3 protein-coding genes and 1 pseudogene are annotated in these 21,548 nt (G+C 72.4%); all 4 read left to right on the top strand.

Annotation, left to right across the window (positions count from 1 at the left end; genetic code table 11):
- Positions 1-77 precede the first annotated feature (77 nt).
- Positions 78-1,858: type I polyketide synthase (locus ASC99_RS40240; RefSeq protein WP_369825085.1), on the top strand; the 1,781-nt coding region annotated here is incomplete at its 3' end.
- Between the two features lies 1 nt (position 1,859).
- Positions 1,860-4,949, top strand: a pseudogene (locus tag ASC99_RS40245) (SDR family NAD(P)-dependent oxidoreductase); the annotation flags it as partial.
- Positions 4,924-20,547, top strand: a complete 15,624-nt coding sequence (locus ASC99_RS08865; protein WP_369824221.1) for an SDR family NAD(P)-dependent oxidoreductase — start codon at positions 4,924-4,926, stop codon at positions 20,545-20,547. The pseudogene ASC99_RS40245 and the gene ASC99_RS08865, both read left to right, overlap by 26 nt.
- Before the next feature lie 62 nt (positions 20,548-20,609).
- Positions 20,610-21,509, top strand: a complete 900-nt coding sequence (locus ASC99_RS08870; RefSeq protein WP_057230116.1) for a proline iminopeptidase-family hydrolase — start codon at positions 20,610-20,612, stop codon at positions 21,507-21,509.
- Positions 21,510-21,548 lie beyond the last annotated feature (39 nt).

A 21,548-nucleotide genomic window follows, 5' to 3' on the forward strand; every position in this document is an offset into this window, starting at 1 on the left:
ACGACAGCCGGCCGGTTCACGAACAGCTTGAGACCGATTGAGGGCAGATGGGTACCGACGAGAAGCTCCGTGAGTATCTGAAGCGCGCCACCGCAGACCTGCAGCAGACCAAGCGGCACCTGCGCGAGGTGGAGGCCAAGCAGCACGAGCCGATCGCCATCGTGGCGATGAGCTGCCGTTACCCGGGCGGGATCAGCTCGCCCGAGCAGCTGTGGGACCTGGTGGCCTCGGGCACCGACGGGATCTCGCTGTTCCCGACCAACCGTGGCTGGAACACCGACGAGCTCTACCACCCGGACCCGGCCACGCCGGGCAAGACGTACTGCCGGGAGGGCGGATTCCTCCACGACGCGGGGGAGTTCGACGCCGACTTCTTCCGGATCAGCCCGCGCGAGGCCCGCGAGACGGACCCGCAGCAGCGCCTGATGCTGGAGACCGCCTGGGAGGCCTTCGAGCGCGCGGGCATCGACCCGCTCTCCCTGAAGGGCAGTCGGACCGGCGTCTTCGCCGGGGTGGTCTACCACGACTACTCGGCGGACAGCGGCACCGGCGGTCTCGCCAGCGTCGCGTCCGGGCGGGTCGCGTACGTGCTCGGCCTGGAGGGCCCGGCGATCACCGTCGACACCGCCTGCTCCTCCTCGCTGATCGCCCTGCACTTCGCCATCCAGTCGCTCCGCAACGGCGACTGCACGATGGCGCTCGCGGGCGGGGTCACCGTGATGGCCACGCCGGTCTCCTTCGTCGGCTTCAGCCAGGACCGTGGCCTGGCCCCGGACGGCCGCTGCAAGTCCTTCGCCGGTGCCGCCGACGGCACCACCTGGTCGGAGGGCGTCGGCATGCTGCTGGTCGAGCGCCTGTCGGACGCTCGCCGCAACGGGCACCCGGTGCTCGCGGTGATCCGGGGCTCGGCCGTCAACTCGGACGGTGCCTCGAACGGCCTGACCGCGCCCAACGGCCCGTCCCAGCAGCGCGTCATCCGCGCCGCCCTGGCAGACGCCCAGCTCTCGGCCGACGAGGTCGACACCGTCGAGGCGCACGGGACGGGCACGACGCTCGGTGACCCGATCGAGGCGCAGGCCCTGCTGGCCACCTACGGACAGGGCCGTCCGGCCGAACGGCCGCTCTGGCTCGGCTCGTTCAAGTCGAACATCGGTCACACCCAGGCGGCATCCGGGGTCGGCGGCGTCATCAAGATGGTCGAGGCGATGCAGCACGGCATCCTGCCGAAGACCCTGCACGTCGACGAGCCGTCGCCGAACGTCGACTGGTCGGCCGGGAACATCGAGCTGCTCACCGAGGCCAGGGCCTGGCCGGACCACGGACACCCCCGTCGGGCCGGCATCTCCTCCTTCGGGCTGAGCGGCACCAACGCGCACGTCATCGTGGAGGAGCCCCCGGCGGACGGCGAGTTGGCGGCACCCGAGGCGGTGCTGCCGACCTCCCTTGTACCGGTGCGGGTCTCCGGCCGCAGCGCGCAGGCGCTCCGCGGCCAGGCCGCCCGGCTGGTGGAACACCTGGAAGCCCGGCCCGAGGCGGGCCTGCTGGACCTCGGCTACTCCCTCGCCACTTCGCGGGCCGCCCTGGAGCACCGGGGCGTGGTGATCGCGGCGGACCGGACGGAACTGCTGGCCGGGCTGCGGGCGCTGGCCGAGGGCGAGAAGCCGGCGGGTGTCGTGCAGGGCGTTGCGCAGACCGATGGCCGGACGGCGTTCCTGTTCACTGGGCAGGGGTCGCAGCGGTTGGGGATGGGGCGTGAGCTGCACGCTGCTTTCCCGGTGTTCGCTTCGGCGTTCGACGAGGTGTTGGCTGAGCTGGGCGGGTCGCTGCGGGATGTGGTGTGGGGCTCGGACGTTGAGCTNCACGCTGCTTTCCCGGTGTTCGCTTCGGCGTTCGACGAGGTGTTGGCTGAGCTGGGCGGGTCGCTGCGGGATGTGGTGTGGGGCTCGGACGTTGAGCTTCTGAACCGCACCGTGAACACGCAGAGTGCGCTGTTCGCGTTCGAGGTCGCGCTGTTCCGGCTGGTGGAGTCGTGGGGGGTGCGGCCTGACTTCGTGTCGGGTCACTCGGTGGGTGAGATCGCGGCTGCGCATGTGGCGGGGGTGCTGTCGCTCGCGGACGCGGTGAAGCTGGTGTCGGCGCGTGGCCGGCTGATGCAGGAACTGCCCTCGGGCGGTGCCATGGTGGCGATCCAGGCGACCGAGGCGGAGATCCTTCCGCTGCTGACTGCTGACGTGAGCATCGCGGCTGTCAACGGCCCGCGCTCGGTGGTGGTCTCCGGTGACGAGGCCGCGGTTCTGGAGATCGCCTCGGGCTTCGAGCGGACCAAGCGGCTGAGCGTCTCGCACGCGTTCCACTCGCCGCTGATGGACCCGATGCTGGACGAGTTCCGCACGGTGGTCAGCGGATTGAGCTTCAATGAGCCGAAGATCGCGGTGGTGGCGTCCGGCTCGTTCACCGACCCCGAGTACTGGGTCAGCCACGTCCGTGACGCGGTCCGCTTCGCCGACAACATCGGCCGGTTGGAGTCGCGCGGCGTCACCACCTTCGTGGAGATCGGCCCCGACGCCGTCCTCACCGCAGCCGGCGCCGACTGCGTCGCCGAGGACTCCGAAGCGGTGTTCGTCTCCACGCTGCGCCGCGAGCGGAGCGAGGAGCGCGAGCTGCTGACCGGCCTGGCCCGCGCCCACGCGCAGGGTGTGGCCGTCGACTGGGCGGCGTACTTCACCGGTCGGGGTGCCGCGCGGATCGACCTGCCGACGTACGCCTTCCAGCGCCGTCACTACTGGGCTGACAGCCAGCCCGCCGAGTCCGCCGCCCCGGCCAGGGCTGCGGACCCGCTGGAGTCGGCGTTCTGGGATGCCGTCGAAGGTAGGGAACTCCCGCTCTTCGCCAACCAGTTGGGTGTCGACTCGGCAGATCTCGGCAAGGTGCTGCCCGCGATGGCCGCCTGGCGCCGGAGCCACCGGGAGCAGGCGCAGGTCGACTCCTGGCGGTACCGGGTGGAGTGGCAGCCGGTCGGCGAACTGTCGGGCGGATCGCTGTTCGGTGCCTGGCTGGTGGCCGTCCCGGCGGGCCGGCTGACGGACGACCTGGTGGTCGGTGTGCTGGCCGCGATCGGCGAACGCGGCGCCCACGCCGTGCCGTTCGAGGTCGCCGACGAGGACCGGGCGGCGCTGGCCGGACGGCTGGCCGACGGCGAGCCGGTGCTCGGGGTGCTCTCGCTGCTCGCCCTGGACGACGCCCCGCACGCCGTACACCCCGAGCTCTCCCGTGGTCTGGTCGCGAGCATCACGTTCGCTCAGGCGCTCGGCGACGCAGCGCTCGGTGTGCCGCTCTGGGCGGTCACCGCCGGTGCCGTCGCGGTGGACGCGCTGGAGACCGCGGTGCCTTCGCAGACGGCGGTCTGGGGTTTCGGCGCCAGTCTCTCGCTCGACCACCCGGACACCTGGGGCGGCCTGGTGGACCTGTCGCCGACCGCCGATCAGCGTTCGTTCTCCCAGCTGCTGGACGCCGTTACGGCGACCGGTGGCGAGGACCAGCTGGCGATCCGTCAGGGCAAGGTGCTCGGCCGCCGGATGGTCCGTTCGCCGCTCGGTGACCAGCCGGCCGGGCAGGAGGTCTGGCAGCCGCACGGCACGGTCCTGATCACCGGTGGTACCGGTGGCCTCGGCGCCCATGTGGCACGGGAGTTGGCGGCCGAGGGGGCCGAGCACCTGGTGCTCACCAGCCGTCGCGGCCGGGAGGCCGTCGGCGTGGAGCAGCTGGTCGGTGAACTGACCGCGCTCGGCGCCGAGGTGACGGTGGCGGCCTGCGACGTGGCCGACCGCGCCGCGCTCGCCGCCGTACTGGCCGAGATCCCCGCCGACCGGCCGCTGACCGCCGTGGTGCACGCCGCCGGGGTGGCTCAGCGGATCGCCCCACTGGGCGAGTTGACGGTGGCGGAGTTCGCCGAGGTCGGCCGGGCCAAGGTGCTCGGCGCCGTACATCTGGACGAGCTGCTGGGCGAGCAGAAGCTCGATGCCTTTGTGCTCTTCTCCTCGGGCTCCGCCGTCTGGGGCAGCGGCAACCAGGCCGCGTACGGCAGTGCGAACGCCTTCCTGGACGGGCTGGCCCAGCGCCGTACAGCGCAAGGTCGGCCGGCCACCGCGATCGCCTGGGGCTCCTGGGACGGCGGCATGGTCGATGCGGAGCTCGGCGCCCTGATGCGCCGGATCGGCGCGCCCGCGATGGCGCCGGAGCTGGCGATCACGGCGCTGCGGCGTGCGGTCGCCCAGGACCAGAGCAATGTCGTGGTGGCCGACTTCGACTGGTCGCGGTTCGCCCCGACCTTCGCGATCGCGCGGCCCCGTCCACTGCTGGACGCCATCCCGGAGGTCCGCACCGCGCTGGCCGGTCCGGAGGAGACCGGCGACCAGGCGGGCGGCACGTCGGGCCTGGTGGAGCAGCTCGGCGCGCTGTCCGAGCCGGAGCAGAGCCGGACCCTGCTCGACCTGGTCCGAAAGCACGTCGGCGGCCTGCTCGGCTACGACGACCCGGCGACGCTGGAGGCCGGGCGCTCCTTCGAGGACCTCGGCTTCGACTCGGTCGCGGCGGTCGACCTGCGGGAGTCGCTCAGCGCGGCCACCGGCCGGAAGCTGCCCACCTCGATGGTGTTCGACCACTCGACGCCGCTGGCACTCGCCGAGTACCTGCGCAAGGAGCTCTGCCCGGCCGGCGGGACCCCCGCGGTGCCGCTGCTGGCCGAACTCGACCGCTTCGAGGAGGTCGTGAACGGCCTCTCCGGCGAGGAGATCGAGGCCAGCCGCCTCACCTCCCGGCTGCAGGCCCTGCTCACCCGGCTGAACGAGAGCCTCGGGGCCGGCCACGGCCCGGACGTCGGCGGGCAGTTGGAGAGCGCCTCCGCCGACGACGTATTCGACTTCATTGACAAGGAACTCGGCCTCGCCTGAGCGGGCAACGGGCTTTAGGACCAAAGGACTCGGTGGGACTGAGATGGCGAACGACGACAAGCTCCTCGATTACCTCAAGCGCGTCACTGCCGATCTGCACCAGACCCGGCAGCGGCTCCAGCAGATCGAGAGCGAGGACCTGGAGCCGATCGCGATCGTCGCGATGAGCTGCCGGTACCCCGGTGGGGTGACCTCGCCGGAGGAGCTCTGGCAGCTGGTCTCGGAGGGCCGGGACGCGGTGACGCAGTTCCCGGCCGACCGTGGCTGGGTCATCGACCACGACACCGACGCCGACCGGTCCGGGACCAGCTACGTCCGCGAGGGCGGGTTCGTTCACGACGTCGCCGACTTCGACCCCGGCTTCTTCGGCATCAGCCCGCGCGAGGCCCTGACCATGGACCCGCAGCAGCGCCTGATGCTGGAGATCAGCTGGGAGGCGTTCGAACGCGCGGGCATCAGCCCGGACAGCGTGCGTGGTGCGGGTGTGGGTGTCTTCACCGGTTCGGGTATCCAGGACTACGAGGACCTGCTGGACGCCGCGCCCGAGGTGGCCGAGGCCTACATGACCACGGCCAGCGCGTCGTCGGTGATCTCGGGCCGGGTCTCCTACGTGCTCGGCCTGGAGGGCCCGTCCCTCTCGGTCGACACGGCCTGCTCCTCCTCGCTGATCGCCCTGCACCTGGCCGCCGAGGCGCTGCGCCGCAAGGAGTGCACGCTCGCGCTGGCCGGTGGCGTGATGGTGATGTCCACGCCGTCGCCGTTCATCGCCTTCAGCCGCCAGCGCGGCCTGGCCCCCGACGGCCGCTGCAAGGCGTTCTCGGAGTCGGCCGACGGGACCGGCTGGTCCGAGGGCGCCGGTGTGCTGCTGCTGGAGCGGCTGTCGGACGCGCGGCGCAACGGGCACCCGGTGCTCGCGGTGATCCGTGGTTCGGCGATCAACCAGGACGGTGCCTCGAACGGGCTGACCGCGCCCAACGGTCTTGCCCAGCAGCGGGTGATCCGGCAGGCGCTGGCCAACGCCCGGGTGCCGGCCGGTCAGGTCGACCTGGTCGAGGGCCACGGCACCGGGACCACGCTCGGCGACCCGATCGAGGCGCAGGCGCTGCTCGCCACGTACGGCCAGGCCCGGCCCGAGGACCGGCCGCTCTGGCTCGGCTCGATCAAGTCCAACATCGGCCACGCCCAGGCGGCGGCCGGTGTCGGCGGTGTGATGAAGATGGTCATGGCGATCCGGCACGGCCTGATGCCCGAGACCCTGCACGTCACCGAGCCGTCCTCGCACGTGGACTGGTCGGCGGGCAACGTCAAGCTGCTGACGGAGGCTCAGGAGTGGCCGGACCACGGCTACCCGCGCCGGGCCGGCGTCTCGGCCTTCGGCGTGAGCGGTACCAACGCGCACGTCATCATCGAGCAGGCCCCCGAGGCGGAGCCCGCCGCCGAGCCGGTGCTGCGGCCCGAGCCGACGGCAGGCGTCCCGGTGCCCTGGCTGCTGTCCGCGCGCAGCGCCGACGCGCTGCGGGCACAGGCGGCCCGGCTGACCGAACACCTCGGTGCGGCGGAGGAGTTCGACCCGCGTGACGTGGCCTTCTCGCTGGCCACCTCGCGGGCGGCGCTCGAGCACCGCGCGGTGGTCCTCGCGGGCGACGCTGCGGCGGCGTTGCGCGGACTGGCCGCCGTCGCGGAGGGTGGGCCGGGCGCCGGTGTCGTCAAGGGCTTCGCCGGGGACGGCCGGACGGCGTTCCTGTTCACGGGGCAGGGGTCGCAACGGTTGGGGATGGGGCGTGAACTGCACGCTGCTTTCCCGGTGTTCGCCGCTGCTTTCGATGAGGTGTTGGCTGAGCTGGGTGGTTCGCTGCGTGAGGTGATCTGGGGTTCCGATGCCGACGAGCTGAACCGGACCGTGAACGCGCAGAGTGCGCTGTTCGCCTTCGAGGTCGCCCTGTTCCGGCTGGTGGAGTCGTGGGGGGTGCGGCCGGAGCTGCTTGCCGGGCACTCGGTGGGCGAGATCGCGGCTGCGCATGTGGCCGGGGTGCTGTCGCTCGCGGATGCGGCGAAGCTGGTGTCGGCGCGTGGTCGCCTGATGCAGGAACTGCCCACCGGCGGTGCGATGGTGGCGATCGAGGCCACCGAGGAGGAGATCCTCCCGCTGCTGACCGACCTGGTGAGCATCGCCGCGGTGAACGGCCCGCGCTCGGTGGTGGTGTCGGGTGACGAGGCGACCGTGCTGCGCATTGCGGAAGGCTTCGAGCGGACCAAGCGGCTGAGCGTCTCGCACGCGTTCCACTCCCCGCTGATGGATCCGATGCTGGACGAATTCCGCGCCGTGGTACGCACGTTGATGTTCACCGAGCCGTCGATCCCGGTCGTGGCCAGTGGCAGCGTCACCGATCCCGAGTACTGGGTGCGCCACGTCCGCGACGCGGTCCGGTTCTCCGAGAGCATCCAGTACCTGGAGTCGGTCGGGGTCTCGCGGTTCGTCGAGATCGGCCCCGACGGGATCCTGACCGGGGTGGCCCCGCAGTCCACCCAGGCCGAGAGCGCGGTCTTCGTGGCGCTGTCGCGCCGGGACCGCTCCGAGGCCGACGCGCTGCTGACCGGGCTGGCCCGGCTGCACACCGCCGGTGTCGGCATCAACTGGTCGGCGTACTTCGCCGGTTCCGGTGCCGAGCGGATCGACCTGCCGACCTACGCCTTCCAGCACGCCCGCTACTGGATCGACGCCCAGCCCAGCCTGGGGGATGTGACCTCGGCGGGCCTGGACTCGGCCGACCACCCGCTGCTCGGTGCGGCCGTGACGCTGGCCGACACCGACGGTGTGGTGCTGACCGGCCGGCTCTCGGTGGGCTCGCAGAAGTGGCTGGCCGACCACGTGGTCGGCGGCTCGGTGCTGTTCCCCGGCACCGGCTTCGTCGAGCTCGCGATCCGGGCCGGTGACCAGGTCAACTGCGACCTGCTGGACGAGTTGACGCTGGAGGCGCCGCTGGTGCTGCCCGAGAGCGGTGCCGTGCAGGTGCAGGTGGTGGTCGGCGCCGCCGACGACACCGAGGCCCGCAGCGTGACCTTCCACTCGCGCCGTCAGGGCGCGGAGGCCGATCTGCCGTGGACCCGGCACGCCACCGGTGTGCTGGTCCCCGGCGCCCGGCGGTCCGGCGAGGAGCTGACGCAGTGGCCGCCGGCCGGAGCCGTTCCGATCGAACTGGGCGGTCTGTACGAGGGGTTCACGGCGGCGGGGATGGCCTACGGGCCGGTGTTCCAGGGCCTGAAGGCCGTCTGGAAGGCCGGCGACCTGGTGTTCGCCGAGGTCGCCCTGCCCGAGCAGGCGAAGTCCGACGCCGAACGGCTGGCGCTGCACCCGGCGCTGCTGGACGCCTGCCTGCACGCGGCCGTGTTCACCGGTGCGATCGGTGAGCAGGGCGCGCTGCCGTTCGCCTGGTCCGGCGTCTCGCTGCACGCGGCCGGAGCCGCCGTGGCGCGGGTCCGGCTGACCCCGACCGGCACCGGTGGCGGCCTCGCGCTCGCCGTCGCGGACGGCGAGGGCCGCCCGGTGGCGTCCGTCGACTCGCTGGTGCTGCGGCCGATCTCCGGCGAGCAGCTGGCCGCCGCCCGGTCCGGAGCGCAGGATTCGCTGTTCCGCCTGGACTGGGCGCCGGTCACCCTGGACGGCCCGGCCGCGCCGGTGGCGTACGCCGATTGGGAGCGGGTTGTCGACGGCGGCGCGGTCGCCCCGGTGGTGACCCTGGAGCTCACGGGTGGTTCGGACGCCGAGGCGGTCCGCACCGCCACGTACCGGACCCTCGAGGTGCTGCAGCAGTGGCTCGCCGAGGACCGTTTCGCGGACGCCCGCCTGCTGGTGGTCACCCGAGGCGCCATCGCACTGGCGGGCGAGGACGTCACCGATCTGGCCGCCGCCGCAGCCGCGGGCCTGGTCCGCTCGGCCCAGTCCGAGAGCCCCGAGCGCATCCAGCTCGCGGACCTGGACGGGACCTTGGACGCGGCGACGGTCGCCGCGATCACCGCAAGCAACGAGCCGCAGGTCGTGGTGCGCCAGGGCGTGCTGCGCGCGGCCCGGCTGGCCCGGGTCACGTCGGCCGCCGACCGGAGCGTCGCGCTGGACGGTGAGGGCACGGTCCTGGTCAGCGGCGCCACCGGCGCGCTGGGCGGACTGTTCGTCCGGCACCTGGCCGCCGAGTACGGCGTGCGCAGGCTGCTGCTGGTCAGCCGACGCGGCGCCGACGCCCCGGGAGCGGTTGAACTACGGGCCGAGCTCAACGAGTTGGGTGCCGAGGTCGAGTACGCCGCAGTGGACCTGGCGGACCGTCAGGCCACCGCCGAGCTGCTGCGGGACGTCCCGCTGATCGCGGTCGTGCACATCGCCGGTGTGCTGGACGACGGTGTGGTCGGCTCGCTCACCCCGGAGCGGATCGACGCCGTGCTGCGCCCCAAGGTGGACGCCGCGCTCAACCTCCACGAGCTCACCGCAGACCGGGAGTTGGCCGCGTTCGTGCTGTTCTCCTCGGCCGCCGGTCTGCTCGGCGCGCCCGGTCAGGGCAACTACGCGGCCGCCAACTCCTTCCTGGACGCGCTGGCCGCCCACCGCCGAGCAAACGGTCTGAGTGCCCACTCGCTCGCCTGGGGTCTGTGGGACCAGGCCGGCGGCATGGCCGGGAAGCTGGCCGGTGCGGACCGCTCCCGGATCTCCCAGGGCGGGATGTTCGCCCTGTCGGCGGAGGAGGGTGTGCAGGCCTTCGACGCCGCGCTGCTCACCGACGAGCCGATCACCGTCCCCACCCGCTTCGACCTGGCCTCGCTGCGCGCGCAGGGCGAGAACCTCGCCGAGGTCTTCCGGGGCCTGGCCCCGGCGACCCGGCGCCGCAAGGCCGGTGCGAAGGCCGAGACCGGCGCGCTGCAGCGCAAGCTGGCCGTCCTGCCGGAGGACAAGTGGCCGGCGGCGCTGCTCGACCTGGTGCTCGGTCAGGCGGCCTCCGTACTGGGCCACCCCGACCCCAAGGCGGTCGACCCGGACCGGCACTTCCAGGACCTCGGCTTCGACTCGCTCACCGCCGTGGAGTTCCGCAACAGCCTGAGCGACGCCGTCGGCCGACGGCTGCCGGCCACCCTGGTCTTCGACTACCCGACGCCGGTCGCGCTGGCGGCCTACCTGCTGGGCGCGGTGCAGGGAGCAAAGACCGAGATCGCGGCCGTCGCCGCCACGGCGTCGGCGACGGACGACGAGCCGATCGTCATCGTCGGTATGGCCTGCCGGTTCCCGGGCGGGGTGGAGTCGCCCGAGGACCTGTGGCGGCTGGTGGCCGACGGGGTCGACGCGGTGTCGGACTTCCCGGTCAACCGTGGCTGGGACACCGCGCAGGTCTACGACCCGACCGGCGAGCGGGCCAACACCACGTACACCCGCGAGGGTGGGTTCCTGCACGCCGCCGACGAGTTCGACCCCGCGTTCTTCGGCATCGCGCCGAACGAGGCGCTCTACATGGACCCGCAGCAGCGCCTGCTGCTGGAGACCTCGTGGGAGGCGTTCGAGCGCGCCGGGATCGACCCGGCCACGCTGAAGGGCAGTTCGACCGGTGTGTTCGCCGGAATGATGTACCACGACTACGCGGCCAACAACAGCACGGGCGCGATCGCCTCCGGCCGGGTGTCCTACGTCTTCGGCCTGGAGGGCCCGGCCGTCACGATCGACACCGCCTGCTCCTCCTCGCTGGTCGCGCTGCACCTGGCGGCCCAGGCGCTGCGCTCGGGCGAGTGCTCGCTGGCGCTGGCCGGTGGTGTCGCCGTGATGTCCACCCCCGAGGTGTTCGTCGAGTTCAGCCGGCAGAAGGGCCTGGCCAGGGACGGCCGGTGCAAGTCCTTCGCGGACGCCACCGACGGCACGGGCTGGTCGGAGGGAGTCGGCATGCTGCTGGTCGAGCGGCTGTCGGACGCCCGGCGCAACGGGCACCCGGTGCTCGCGGTGGTGCGCAGTACGGCGATCAACCAGGACGGTGCCTCGAACGGTCTGACGGCGCCGAACGGTCCCTCGCAGCAGCGGGTGATCCGGCAGGCGCTGGCGAACGCGGGTCTGACCACCGCCGACGTGGACGCGGTGGAGGCGCACGGGACGGGTACCACGCTGGGTGACCCGATCGAGGCGCAGGCGCTGCTGGCGACGTACGGTCAGGACCGGCCGGCGGACCAGCCGCTCTGGCTCGGTTCGATCAAGTCCAACCTGGGCCACACCCAGGCGGCGGCGGGCGCCGGCGGCATCATCAAGATGGTCGAGGCGATCCGTAACGGTGTGCTGCCGAAGACGCTGCACGTCGATGCGCCGACGACCAAGGTGGACTGGACCGAGGGCAACGTCCAGCTGCTGACGGAGAATCGGGACTGGCCGGAGACTGGCCGTCCGCGCCGGGCCGGCATCTCCTCCTTCGGGCTGAGCGGTACCAACGCGCACGTGATCATCGAGCAGGCCCCGGCGGAGGTGGAGCAGCCCTCGGCCGCTGTCACCGGACTGCCGGTGCTGCCGCTGGTGGTCTCGGCGAAGAACCCGGAGGCACTGCGGGCGCAGGCCGCCCGGCTCGCCGAACACCTCGACGCGGGCGAGGAGTTGGACCCGGTCGACGTCGGCTACTCGCTGGCGGCGACGCGGGCGGTGCTGGAGCACCGGGGCGTGGTGGTCGGCACGGACCGGGACGAGCTGCTCGCCGGGCTGTGGGCGCTGGCGGACGGGCGGACCAGCCCGGGTGTGGTGAGCGGCTCGGGGCGGGCGCGTGGTCGGACGGCGTTCCTGTTCACGGGGCAGGGGTCGCAGCGGTTGGGGATGGGGCGTGAACTGCACGCTGCCTTCCCGGTGTTCGCTTCGGCCTTCGACGAGGTGCTGGGTGAGCTGGGCGGGTCGCTGCGTGAGGTGATCTGGGGCGATGATGCCGATGAGCTCAACCGGACGGTGAACACGCAGAGTGCGCTGTTCGCGTTCGAGGTGGCGCTGTTCCGGCTGGTGCAGTCGTGGGGCGTGCAGGCGGACTTCCTGGCGGGTCACTCGGTGGGCGAGATCGCTGCCGCGCATGTGGCGGGGGTGCTCTCGCTCGCGGATGCGGCGAAGCTGGTGTCGGCGCGTGGGCGGCTGATGCAGGAACTGCCCTCGGGTGGGGCCATGGTGGCGATCGAGGCCACCGAGGAGGACGTCCTGCCGCTGCTGACCGACCTGGTGAGCATCGCGGCGGTGAACGGCCCGCGTTCGGTGGTGGTGTCAGGTGACGAGGCCACGGTCCTGGAGATCGCCGCTCGTTTCGAGCGGACCAAGCGGCTGAGCGTCTCGCATGCGTTCCACTCCCCGCTGATGGACCCGATGCTCGATGAGTTCCGCACGGTGGTCAGCGGGTTGACCTTCAACGAGCCGGAGATTCCGGTGGTGGCGTCGGGTTCGTTCGCCGATCCCGAGTACTGGGTGGGTCACGTCCGTGACGCGGTCCGCTTTGCGGACGCGGTACGGGAGTTGGAGTCCTCGGGTGTCTCGCGCTTCCTGGAGATCGGCCCGGACGGCATCCTGACCGGGCTGGCCCAGCAGAGCGTCGAGTCCGAGGACGCCGTGCTGGTCCCCACGCAGCGCCGGGACCGTTCGGAGGCGGCGACCTTCGTGACGGCGCTCGGGCGGCTGTTCGCCGGCGGCGTCGAGCTGGACTGGGCCGCCTACTTCGCGGGCACCGGTGCCCGCCGGGTGGACCTGCCGACGTACGCCTTCCAGCGTCAGCGCTTCTGGGTCGACACCAACGAGTACCTGGCGGACTCCTGGTTCGGCGGTGACACCACCAACATCTCGTCCGCCGGACTGCGTTCGGCCGAGCACCCGCTGCTCGGCGCGGTGGTCACGCTGCCGGATTCCGGTGGTGCGGTGCTGACCGGGCGGCTGTCGATCGACACCCACGCCTGGATCGCCGACCACGACGTGCTGGGCAATGTCCTGCTGCCGGGCACCGGCTTCGTCGAACTCGCGATCCGGGCGGGCGACCAGGTCGGATGCGATGTGCTGGAGGAGCTGACGCTCCAGGCGCCGCTGATCCTGCCGCCGGGAGCCTCGGTGCAGGTCCAGGTCGCGGTCGGTGAGGCGGACGGTTCGGGGGCCCGGACCGTCACGGTGCACTCGCGGATCGAGGGCGACGACGGCGGGGACTGGACCCTGCACGCCGAGGGCGTGTTGACCTCGGGCGCTGCGGCACCGTCGTTCGACTTCTCGGAGTGGCCGCCGGCCGGTGCCACGGCCGTGGCCACCGGTGACGCGTACGACCTGCTGCTGGCTCAGGGGTACGCCTACGGACCGGTTTTCCAGGGCCTGAAGGCTGCCTGGCAGCGCGGTGACGACCTGTTCGCCGAGGTGGCACTGCCTGCCGAGGCGCACGCGGAGGCGGCCCGGTTCGGGCTGCACCCCGCACTGCTGGACGCCGCGATGCACGCGATCCTGCTCGACGCCGGTGACCGTCCCGACGGCGAGCCCGTCCTCCCGTTCTCCTGGAACGGCGTCACCCTGCACGCCGCCGGAGCCAACGAGGTCCGGGTGCGGATCTCCCAGGTCGGCCCGGAGCACAACATCGCTCTCGCCGTCGCCGATGGTGTGGGTGTGCCGGTGTTGTCGGTGCGGTCGGTGGTGGGTCGGCCGGTTTCGTCGGAGCAGCTGTCGGCCGGTCGTGGTGTGGAGTCGTTGTTCCGGGTGGAGTGGCCGGTGCTTTCGGTGGGCTCCGGTTCGGGTGAGCTGCCGCGCTGGGATTCGCTCTCTGCTGGCGGTGTGGTGCCTGAGGCGGTGGTGTTGGAGTGTGCGACGCCTGCGTCGAGTGATGTGCCTGGTGGAGTACGGGAGTTGGCCGAGCGTGTGCTGGGTGTGGTGGGGGAGTGGCTCGGTGACGAGCGGTTCGCCGCCTCGCGCCTGGTGGTGCTGACGCGCGGTGGTGTGGTGGCGGCCGATGGCGATGCGGTGGATGTGGTGCAGGCCCCGGTGTGGGGTCTGCTGAGGGCCGCCATTGCGGAGAACCCGGGCCGGTTCGCTCTGGTGGACTGGGACGGTGCGTCGGAGTCGGGTGCGGCGCTGAGTGCGGTGGTTGCCTCGGGTGAGGTGGAGGCCGCGGTCCGGGCCGGTGTGGTCCGGGTGCCGAGGTTCGCGAAGGTCGGCGCGGTCGAGGGTGCTGTGCCGTCGGTGGTCGACGGCACGGTCCTGGTGACCGGCGGCACCGGTGGTCTCGGTGCGCTGGTGGCCCGCCACTTGGTGGTCGAGCACGGCGCTACCAGCCTGCTGCTGACGAGCCGTCGGGGCCTGGAGGCACCGGGGGCCCGGGAGTTGGTGGCCGAGCTGGCGACGCTGGGCGCAGCGGTTGAGGTCGCTGCGTGTGATGTGGCGGATCGTGAGGCGGTGCGGGAGCTGCTGGCCTCGCTGGAGCGTCCGTTGGTGGGCGTGGTGCACGTCGCCGGCGTGATGGACAACGGCGTGGTCACCTCCGTGACTCCGGAGCGGCTGAACGCGGTGTTGGCGCCGAAGGTGGACGCGGCCTGGCACCTGCACGAGCTCACCGCTGACAGCGAGTTGGCGTTCTTCGTGATGTTCTCCTCGGCCGGTGGCATGGTGCTGGCGGCGGGGCAGGCGAACTACGCGGCGGCGAACGTCTTCCTGGACGCGCTGGCGGTGCAGCGGCGGGCCGCCGGTCTGCCGGCCACCTCGATGGCCTTCGGCCTCTGGGGCGTCACCACTGGCATGAGCGGTGCGCACTCGCTGGACGAGGCCGAGCAGCGGATGGCCAAGCTGGGCCTCCCCGCGCTGCCGCAGGCCGAGGGCCTGGCGCTGTTCGATGCCTCGATCGCGACCGGTGAAGCGGTTCTGGTGCCGCTCCGGATCGACCCCAAGGCCCTGCGCACGCAAGGCGATTCGCTCCACAGCCTGCTGCGCGGACTGGTCCGGGTTCCGTCCCGGCAGACCGCGCGGTCGGGCGCCGGCGGCGGATCGGCGGTCGGGCAGCAGCTCGCCCGCCTGGACGCCGCCGAGCGCGGACGGGCGCTGCTGGAGCTGGTGCGGACCGAGGTGGCCTCGGTCCTGGGTCACGCCTCGATCGACGCGGTGGAGCCGGACCGGGCCTTCAAGGAGCTGGGCTTCGACTCCCTCAGCGCGGTCGAACTGCGCAACCGCCTGAACACGGTGATCGGCATCCGGCTCTCCGCCACCCTGGTCTTCGACTACCCGAGCGCCCAGGCGGTCGCCGACCACATCGGCGAGACCCTGGCCGGTACCGAGACCGAGTCCACCGCGCCGGTCGCGGTGGTGACGCCGCTGACCGACGACCCGATCGTCATCGTCGGCATGGCCTGCCGCTACCCGGGCGGGGTGGAGTCGCCGGGGGACCTCTGGCAGCTGGTGCTCGACGGGGTGGACGCGGTGTCGGACTTCCCGACCGACCGCGGCTGGGACCTCGACGCGCTCTACGATCCGGAGCCGGGAAAGCCGGGGCGCACGTACACCCGTACCGGTGGATTCCTGTACGACGCCGCCGACTTCGACGCCGACTTCTTCGGGATCTCGCCGAACGAGGCGGTCACCATCGACCCCCAGCAGCGCCTGCTGCTGGAGGCGTCCTGGGAGGCGATCGAGAACGCCGGTATCGACCCGCTCACGCTGAAGGGCAGCCGGACCGGCGTCTTCGGCGGCGTGATGTACCACGACTACGGCCTCGGCCCGGAGGCCGCCACGACCAGCGGCGGCAGCCTGGTGACCGGTCGGGTGGCCTACACCCTGGGCCTGGAGGGGCCGGCCGTCACGGTCGACACCGCCTGCTCCTCCTCGTTGGTCGCGCTGCACATGGCGGTCCAGGCACTCCGCTCGGGCGAGGTGTCGCTCGCGCTGGCCGGTGGTGTCGCCGTGATGTCCACCCCGGGCATGTTCATCGACTTCAGCCGGCAGCGCGGGATGGCCAAGGACGGGCGCTGCAAGTCGTTCGCCGAGGCGACCGACGGCACGGGCTGGTCGGAGGGCGTCGGTGTGCTGCTGGTCGAGCGGCTGTCGGACGCGCGACGGAACGGGCACCCGGTGCTCGCGGTGGTGCGGGGCAGCGCGATCAACCAGGACGGCGCGTCGAACGGTCTGACGGCGCCGAACGGTCCCTCGCAGCAGCGGGTGATCCGGCAGGCGCTGGCGAATGCCGGTCTGACCACCGCCGAGGTCGACGCGGTGGAGGCGCACGGGACAGGCACCACACTGGGTGACCCGATCGAGGCGCAGGCGCTGCTGGCGACGTACGGTCAGGACCGCCCGGCGGACCAGCCGCTCTGGCTGGGCTCGATCAAGTCCAACCTGGCGCACGCCCAGGCGGCGGCCGGTGTCAGCGGCATCATCAAGATGGTCGAGGCGATCCGGAACGGCGTGCTGCCGAAGACGCTGCACGTGGACGCGCCGACCTCGAAGGTGGACTGGACGGAGGGTAACGTCCAGCTGCTGACGGAGCGTCGGGACTGGCCGGAGACCGGCCGTCCGCGTCGGGCCGGTATCTCCTCCTTCGGGCTGAGCGGCACCAACGCGCACATCATCATCGAGCAGGCCCCGGCCGTCGAGGCGCAGCCGGCCACCGAGGTGGCGCAGCTGCCCGCGGTGCCCTGGACGGTCTCGGCGAAGAGCGTGGACGCGATCCCGGCCCAGGCGGCCCGGCTCGCCGAGTACGTCGAGGCCCGGCCCGAACTGGCCCCGGCCGACCTGGGGTTCTCGCTCGCCACCTCGCGTTCCGCGCTGGACCACCGGGCGGTGGCGGTCGGCGCCGACCGGGAGGAGCTGATCGCCGCGCTGCGCGAGCTCGCGGCGGGTGGGGGCAACGTCAGTCTGGCCCGGCCGGGTGCGCAGGTCGCGTTCCTGTTCACGGGGCAGGGGTCGCAGCGGCTCGGGATGGGGCGCGAACTGCACGCTGCCTTCCCGGTGTTCGCTGCCGCCTTCGATGAGGTGCTGGCCGAGCTGGACGGGTCGCTGCGTGAGGTGATCTGGGGCGATGATGCCGATGAGCTCAACCGGACGGTGAACACGCAGAGTGCGCTGTTCGCCTTCGAGGTCGCCCTGTTCCGCCTGGTGCAGTCGTGGGGTGTGCGGCCGGACTTCCTGGCCGGGCACTCCGTCGGTGAGATCGCCGCTGCGCACGTGGCGGGGGTGCTCTCGCTCGCTGACGCCGCGAAGCTGGTGACGGCCCGTGGCCGGCTGATGCAGGAACTGCCCTCGGGCGGCGCGATGGTGGCGATCGAGGCCACCGAGGCGGAGATCCTGCCGCTGCTCACCGCCGACGTCAGCATCGCGGCGGTCAACGGCCCCCGCTCGGTGGTGGTCTCCGGTGACGAGGCGACCGTGCTGCGGATCGCCGAGAGCTTCGAGCGCACCAAGCGGCTGAGTGTCTCGCACGCCTTCCACTCCCCGCTGATGGACCCGATGCTGGACGAATTCCGCGCCGTGGTCAGCGGGTTGACCTTCACCGAGCCGAAGACCCCGATGGTGACCACCGGCAACGTCACGGACCCGGAGTACTGGGTGAGTCACGTCCGTGACGCGGTCCGATTCGCGGACAACGTACGGGAGTTGGAGTCGCGCGGAGTCTCCCGGTTCGTGGAGATCGGCCCCGACGGCATCCTCACCGGGCTGGCCCAGCAGAGCGTCGACTCCGACCGGGCCCTGTTCGTCGCGGCGGTCCGCAGGGACCGTCCGGAGCCGGCCACGCTGGTGACCGCGCTCGGCCGCCTGCACGCCGCCGGTGTGGCGGTCGACTGGCCCGCGTTCTTCGCGGCCTCCGGTGCCCGGCGGGTGGATCTGCCGACGTACGCCTTCCAACGGACCCGCTACTGGGTGGACGCGCTGGCCGGGGTGAACGACGTGGCCTCCGTCGGTCAGGACGCCGTCGAGCACCCGCTGCTCGGGGCATCCGTCGAACTGCCGGACGGTGCGGGCCTGGTGCTCACCGGCCGGCTGGCCACCGGTGCCCAGTCCTGGCTGGCCGATCACGTGGTGGGGGAGACGACGCTCTTCCCCGGCACCGGCTTCGTCGAGCTGGCGATCCGGGCCGGTGACCAGCTCGGCTGCGGGGTGCTGGAGGAGCTGACGCTCCAGGCGCCGCTGGTGCTGCCGGAGCGCGGGGGCGTTCAGCTCCAGGTCGCGGTCGGTGCGGCGGACGGGACGGGTGCCCGGCCGGTCACCGTCCACTCCCGACCGGAGGGCGACGAGGGTGCGGGCTGGACGCTGCACGCCGAGGGCCTGCTGACCGACGAGGCCCAGGCACCGTCGTTCGACCTGACCGCCTGGCCGCCGAGCGGTGCGACGGCGGTGGACATCGAGGACGGGTACCAGCGACTGCTGGCCATGGGCTTCGGCTACGGCCCGGTGTTCCAGGGCCTGCGGGCCGTCTGGCAGGACGGCGAGTCGATCCTCGCGGAGGTCTCGCTGCCGGTCGAGACCCACACCGAGGCGGCCCGCTTCGGGCTCCACCCGGCGCTGCTGGACGCCTGCCTGCACGCGGCGATCCTCGCCAACGACGCCTCGGAGGGTGACGGCGGCCGGGTGCTGCCGTTCTCCTGGTCCGGTGTCGAGCTCTTCGCGGCCGGTGCGGCCGCCGTCCGGGTCCGGATCTCGCCGACGGGCGAGAACACCGTGGCGCTGGCCCTCGCCGACGCGGTCGGCAACCCGCTGGCCGCCGTACGCTCGCTGGTCTCCCGCCCGGTCTCCGACGAGCAGCTGGCGGCGGGCCGGACGGCCTTCCACGACAGCCTGTTCACCCTGGACTGGACGCCGGTGACCCCGGCAGGACCGGCTCTGCCGGTATCCGCCGTGGACTGGGAGACGGTCGCGGCAGCCGAGGCCGTGGTGCCCGGGCTGGTGGTGCTGCGGGTCGAGGGCGGCAACGACGCCGAGGCGGTCCGTACTGCCACCCACCGGGTGCTCGCGGTGCTCCAGGCCTGGTCGCAGGAGGAGCGCTTCGGCGCCGCCACGCTGGCGGTGCTCACCCGGGGCGCGGTCGCGCTGCCGGGGGAGGACGTCACCGACCTGGCCGGTGCGGCGGTCTGGGGCCTGGTCAGGGCCGCCCAACTGAGCAACCCCGAGGGCATCGTGCTCGCCGACCTCGACACCGGCCGGGCAGGGGAGGCCGAGGCGCTCGCCGCCGTGCTGGCCACCGCCGAACCGCAGTTGGTGGTACGGGGCGGTACGGTCCTGGCGGGCCGGCTGGCCCGGGTGCCGGTCGCCGACGGCGAGCCGCCCGTGCCCGCCACCCGCTTCGACCGGGCGACCACCGACCCGGTGCTGCTGACCGGTGCGACCGGTCTGCTGGGCCGTCTGGTGGCCCGCCGCCTGGTCACCGAGCACGGGGTCCGCAGCCTGCTGCTGGTCAGCCGGCGCGGCGCCGCCGCCGACGGGATGTCCGAGTTGCGGGCCGAACTGGCCGGGCTGGGTGCCGAGGTGGAGCTGGCCGCCTGCGACGTGTCCGACCGGGAGTCGGTGGCCACGCTGCTGGCGGGGCGTCAACTCTCGGGCGTGGTGCATCTCGCGGGCGTGCTGGACGACGGTGCGATCGGTTCGCTGACGCCCGAGCGAATGGACCGGGTGCTGCGCCCGAAGGTGGACGCGGCGCTCAACCTGCACGAGCTGACCAGTGGGATGGACCTGACCGCCTTCGTGCTCTTCTCCTCGGCGGCCGGCACGCTCGGCAACGCGGGGCAGGGCAACTACGCGGCGGCGAACGCCTTCCTGGACGGGCTGGCCGCGCACCGGCGGGCCCACGGCCTGCCCGCCCAGTCGCTGGCCTGGGGCCTGTGGGCCGACGGCGGTATGGCCGGTGAGCTGGCCGAGGCCGACGTCCGGCGGATGGGCCGGGTCGGCATCGGGGCGATCCCGACCGAGCGGGGCCTGGAACTGTTCGACCTGGCAGGCACCTTGGCGAGCCCGGCGGTGCTGCCGATCCGGCTCGACCTGCGGACGCTGGCCGAGGTGGGCGAGGAGCTGCCGCCGGTCTTCCGGGGCCTGGTCCGGAGCCGGCCGCGCCGGGCGGCCGCGGCCGCCGCCGGAGCGGTCTCCGCCGAGGGCCTGCTGGCCCGGCTGAACGGCCTCCCGGCAGCCGACCGGGCCGACGTGCTGCTGGAGCTGGTGCAGACCCAGGCAGCCGTGATCCTCGGTCACGCGGGCGGTCATGCGGTCGAACCCGACCGTGCCTTCAAGGAGTTGGGCTTCGACTCGCTGTCGGCGGTCGAGTTCCGCAACCAGGTCAACGCGGCCACCGGCCTTCGGCTGCCGGCCACGCTGGTCTTCGACTACCCGAACGCCCGGGCGCTGGCCCTGCACCTGGGCGAGGTGCTGGTCCCGGAGACCGGGGCCGACCAGGGCGGAGCGGTCGGCACCGAGGAGGACCGGATCCGCCGCATCCTGCGGGAGATCCCGATCGACCGGCTGCGGATCGCCGGCCTGCTGGACGAACTGCTGGAGCTGGGCGGCGAGTCGGCCGTCGGCGACGGCGGGGCGGACCAGGAGGGCTCGGCGGACCAGGAGGGCTCGATCGACGGGCTCGACGCCGACAGCCTGATCAGCATGGCCTTCGAGGGCCTCTCCATCGACGACTGAGCGACCGGTGGCCGAGCTGTCGGCCGCCGGGCGCACGAACAGCGAAAGGAATCGGGGTAGCGATGGCTCTGGCGCCCAGTGCCAAGGGAAGCGTGCCGTTCCGTGAACACAAGACCTGGTACCGGGTGACCGGAGACCTGAAATCGGGAAAGCCGGTCGTGGTCGCGGTGCACGGCGGTCCCGGCAGTACCCACGACTATCTGCTGAATCTCGCCGAACTCTCGGCGCAGGACTGGCCGGTGGTGCACTACGACCAGATCGGAAACGGCGGTTCGACCCATCTCCCGGACCGCGGCGCGGATTTCTGGACGGTCGAGCTCTTCCTCGACGAACTGGACAATCTGCTCGGCGCGTTGGGGATATCCGACAACTACGTGTTGTTCGGCCAGTCCTGGGGCGGGCTGCTGGCGGCGAAGCACGCCGCCGGCCGCCCGGCCGGTCTGCGCGGCCTGGTGGTGGCGAACGCCCCGGCGTCGTACCCGCTCTGGCTGCAGGAGGCCAAGGTGCTGCGCGACGCGCTGCCGCCCGAGGTGAACGAGACCCTGCACAGGCACGAGGCGGCCGGGACCACCGACAGCCAGGAGTACTTCAACGCGATGATGCCGTTCTACCTGCGGCACGTCTGCCGGCTGGACCCCTGGCCGAGGGACTTCATGGCCTCGTTCATGGAGGTCTACAACGACCCCACGGTCTACCGGACCATGAACGGGCCGAGCGAGTTCCACGTCGTCGGCACCCTGAAGGACTGGGGTGTGACCGACTGCATCGAGAACATCGCGGTGCCCACCCTGCTGATCTCCGGCGCCTACGACGAGGCGACCCCGGCCACCGTCCAGCCGTACGCGGACCTCATCCCGGACGTCAGTTGGGAGATCCTCGAGAACTCCAGCCACATGCCGCACCTGGAGCAGCCGGAGAAGTTCCTCGAGGTGCTGAGCAGCTATCTGCGCCGGATTCACTGACCGGCCGTCCAGGGGTCGGCGGCCGGGCTAGGGGACGGA

The sequence above is a fragment of the Kitasatospora sp. Root107 genome (genome assembly GCF_001424875.1).
In the GTDB taxonomy this organism is placed as follows: Bacteria; Actinomycetota; Actinomycetes; order Streptomycetales; family Streptomycetaceae; genus Kitasatospora.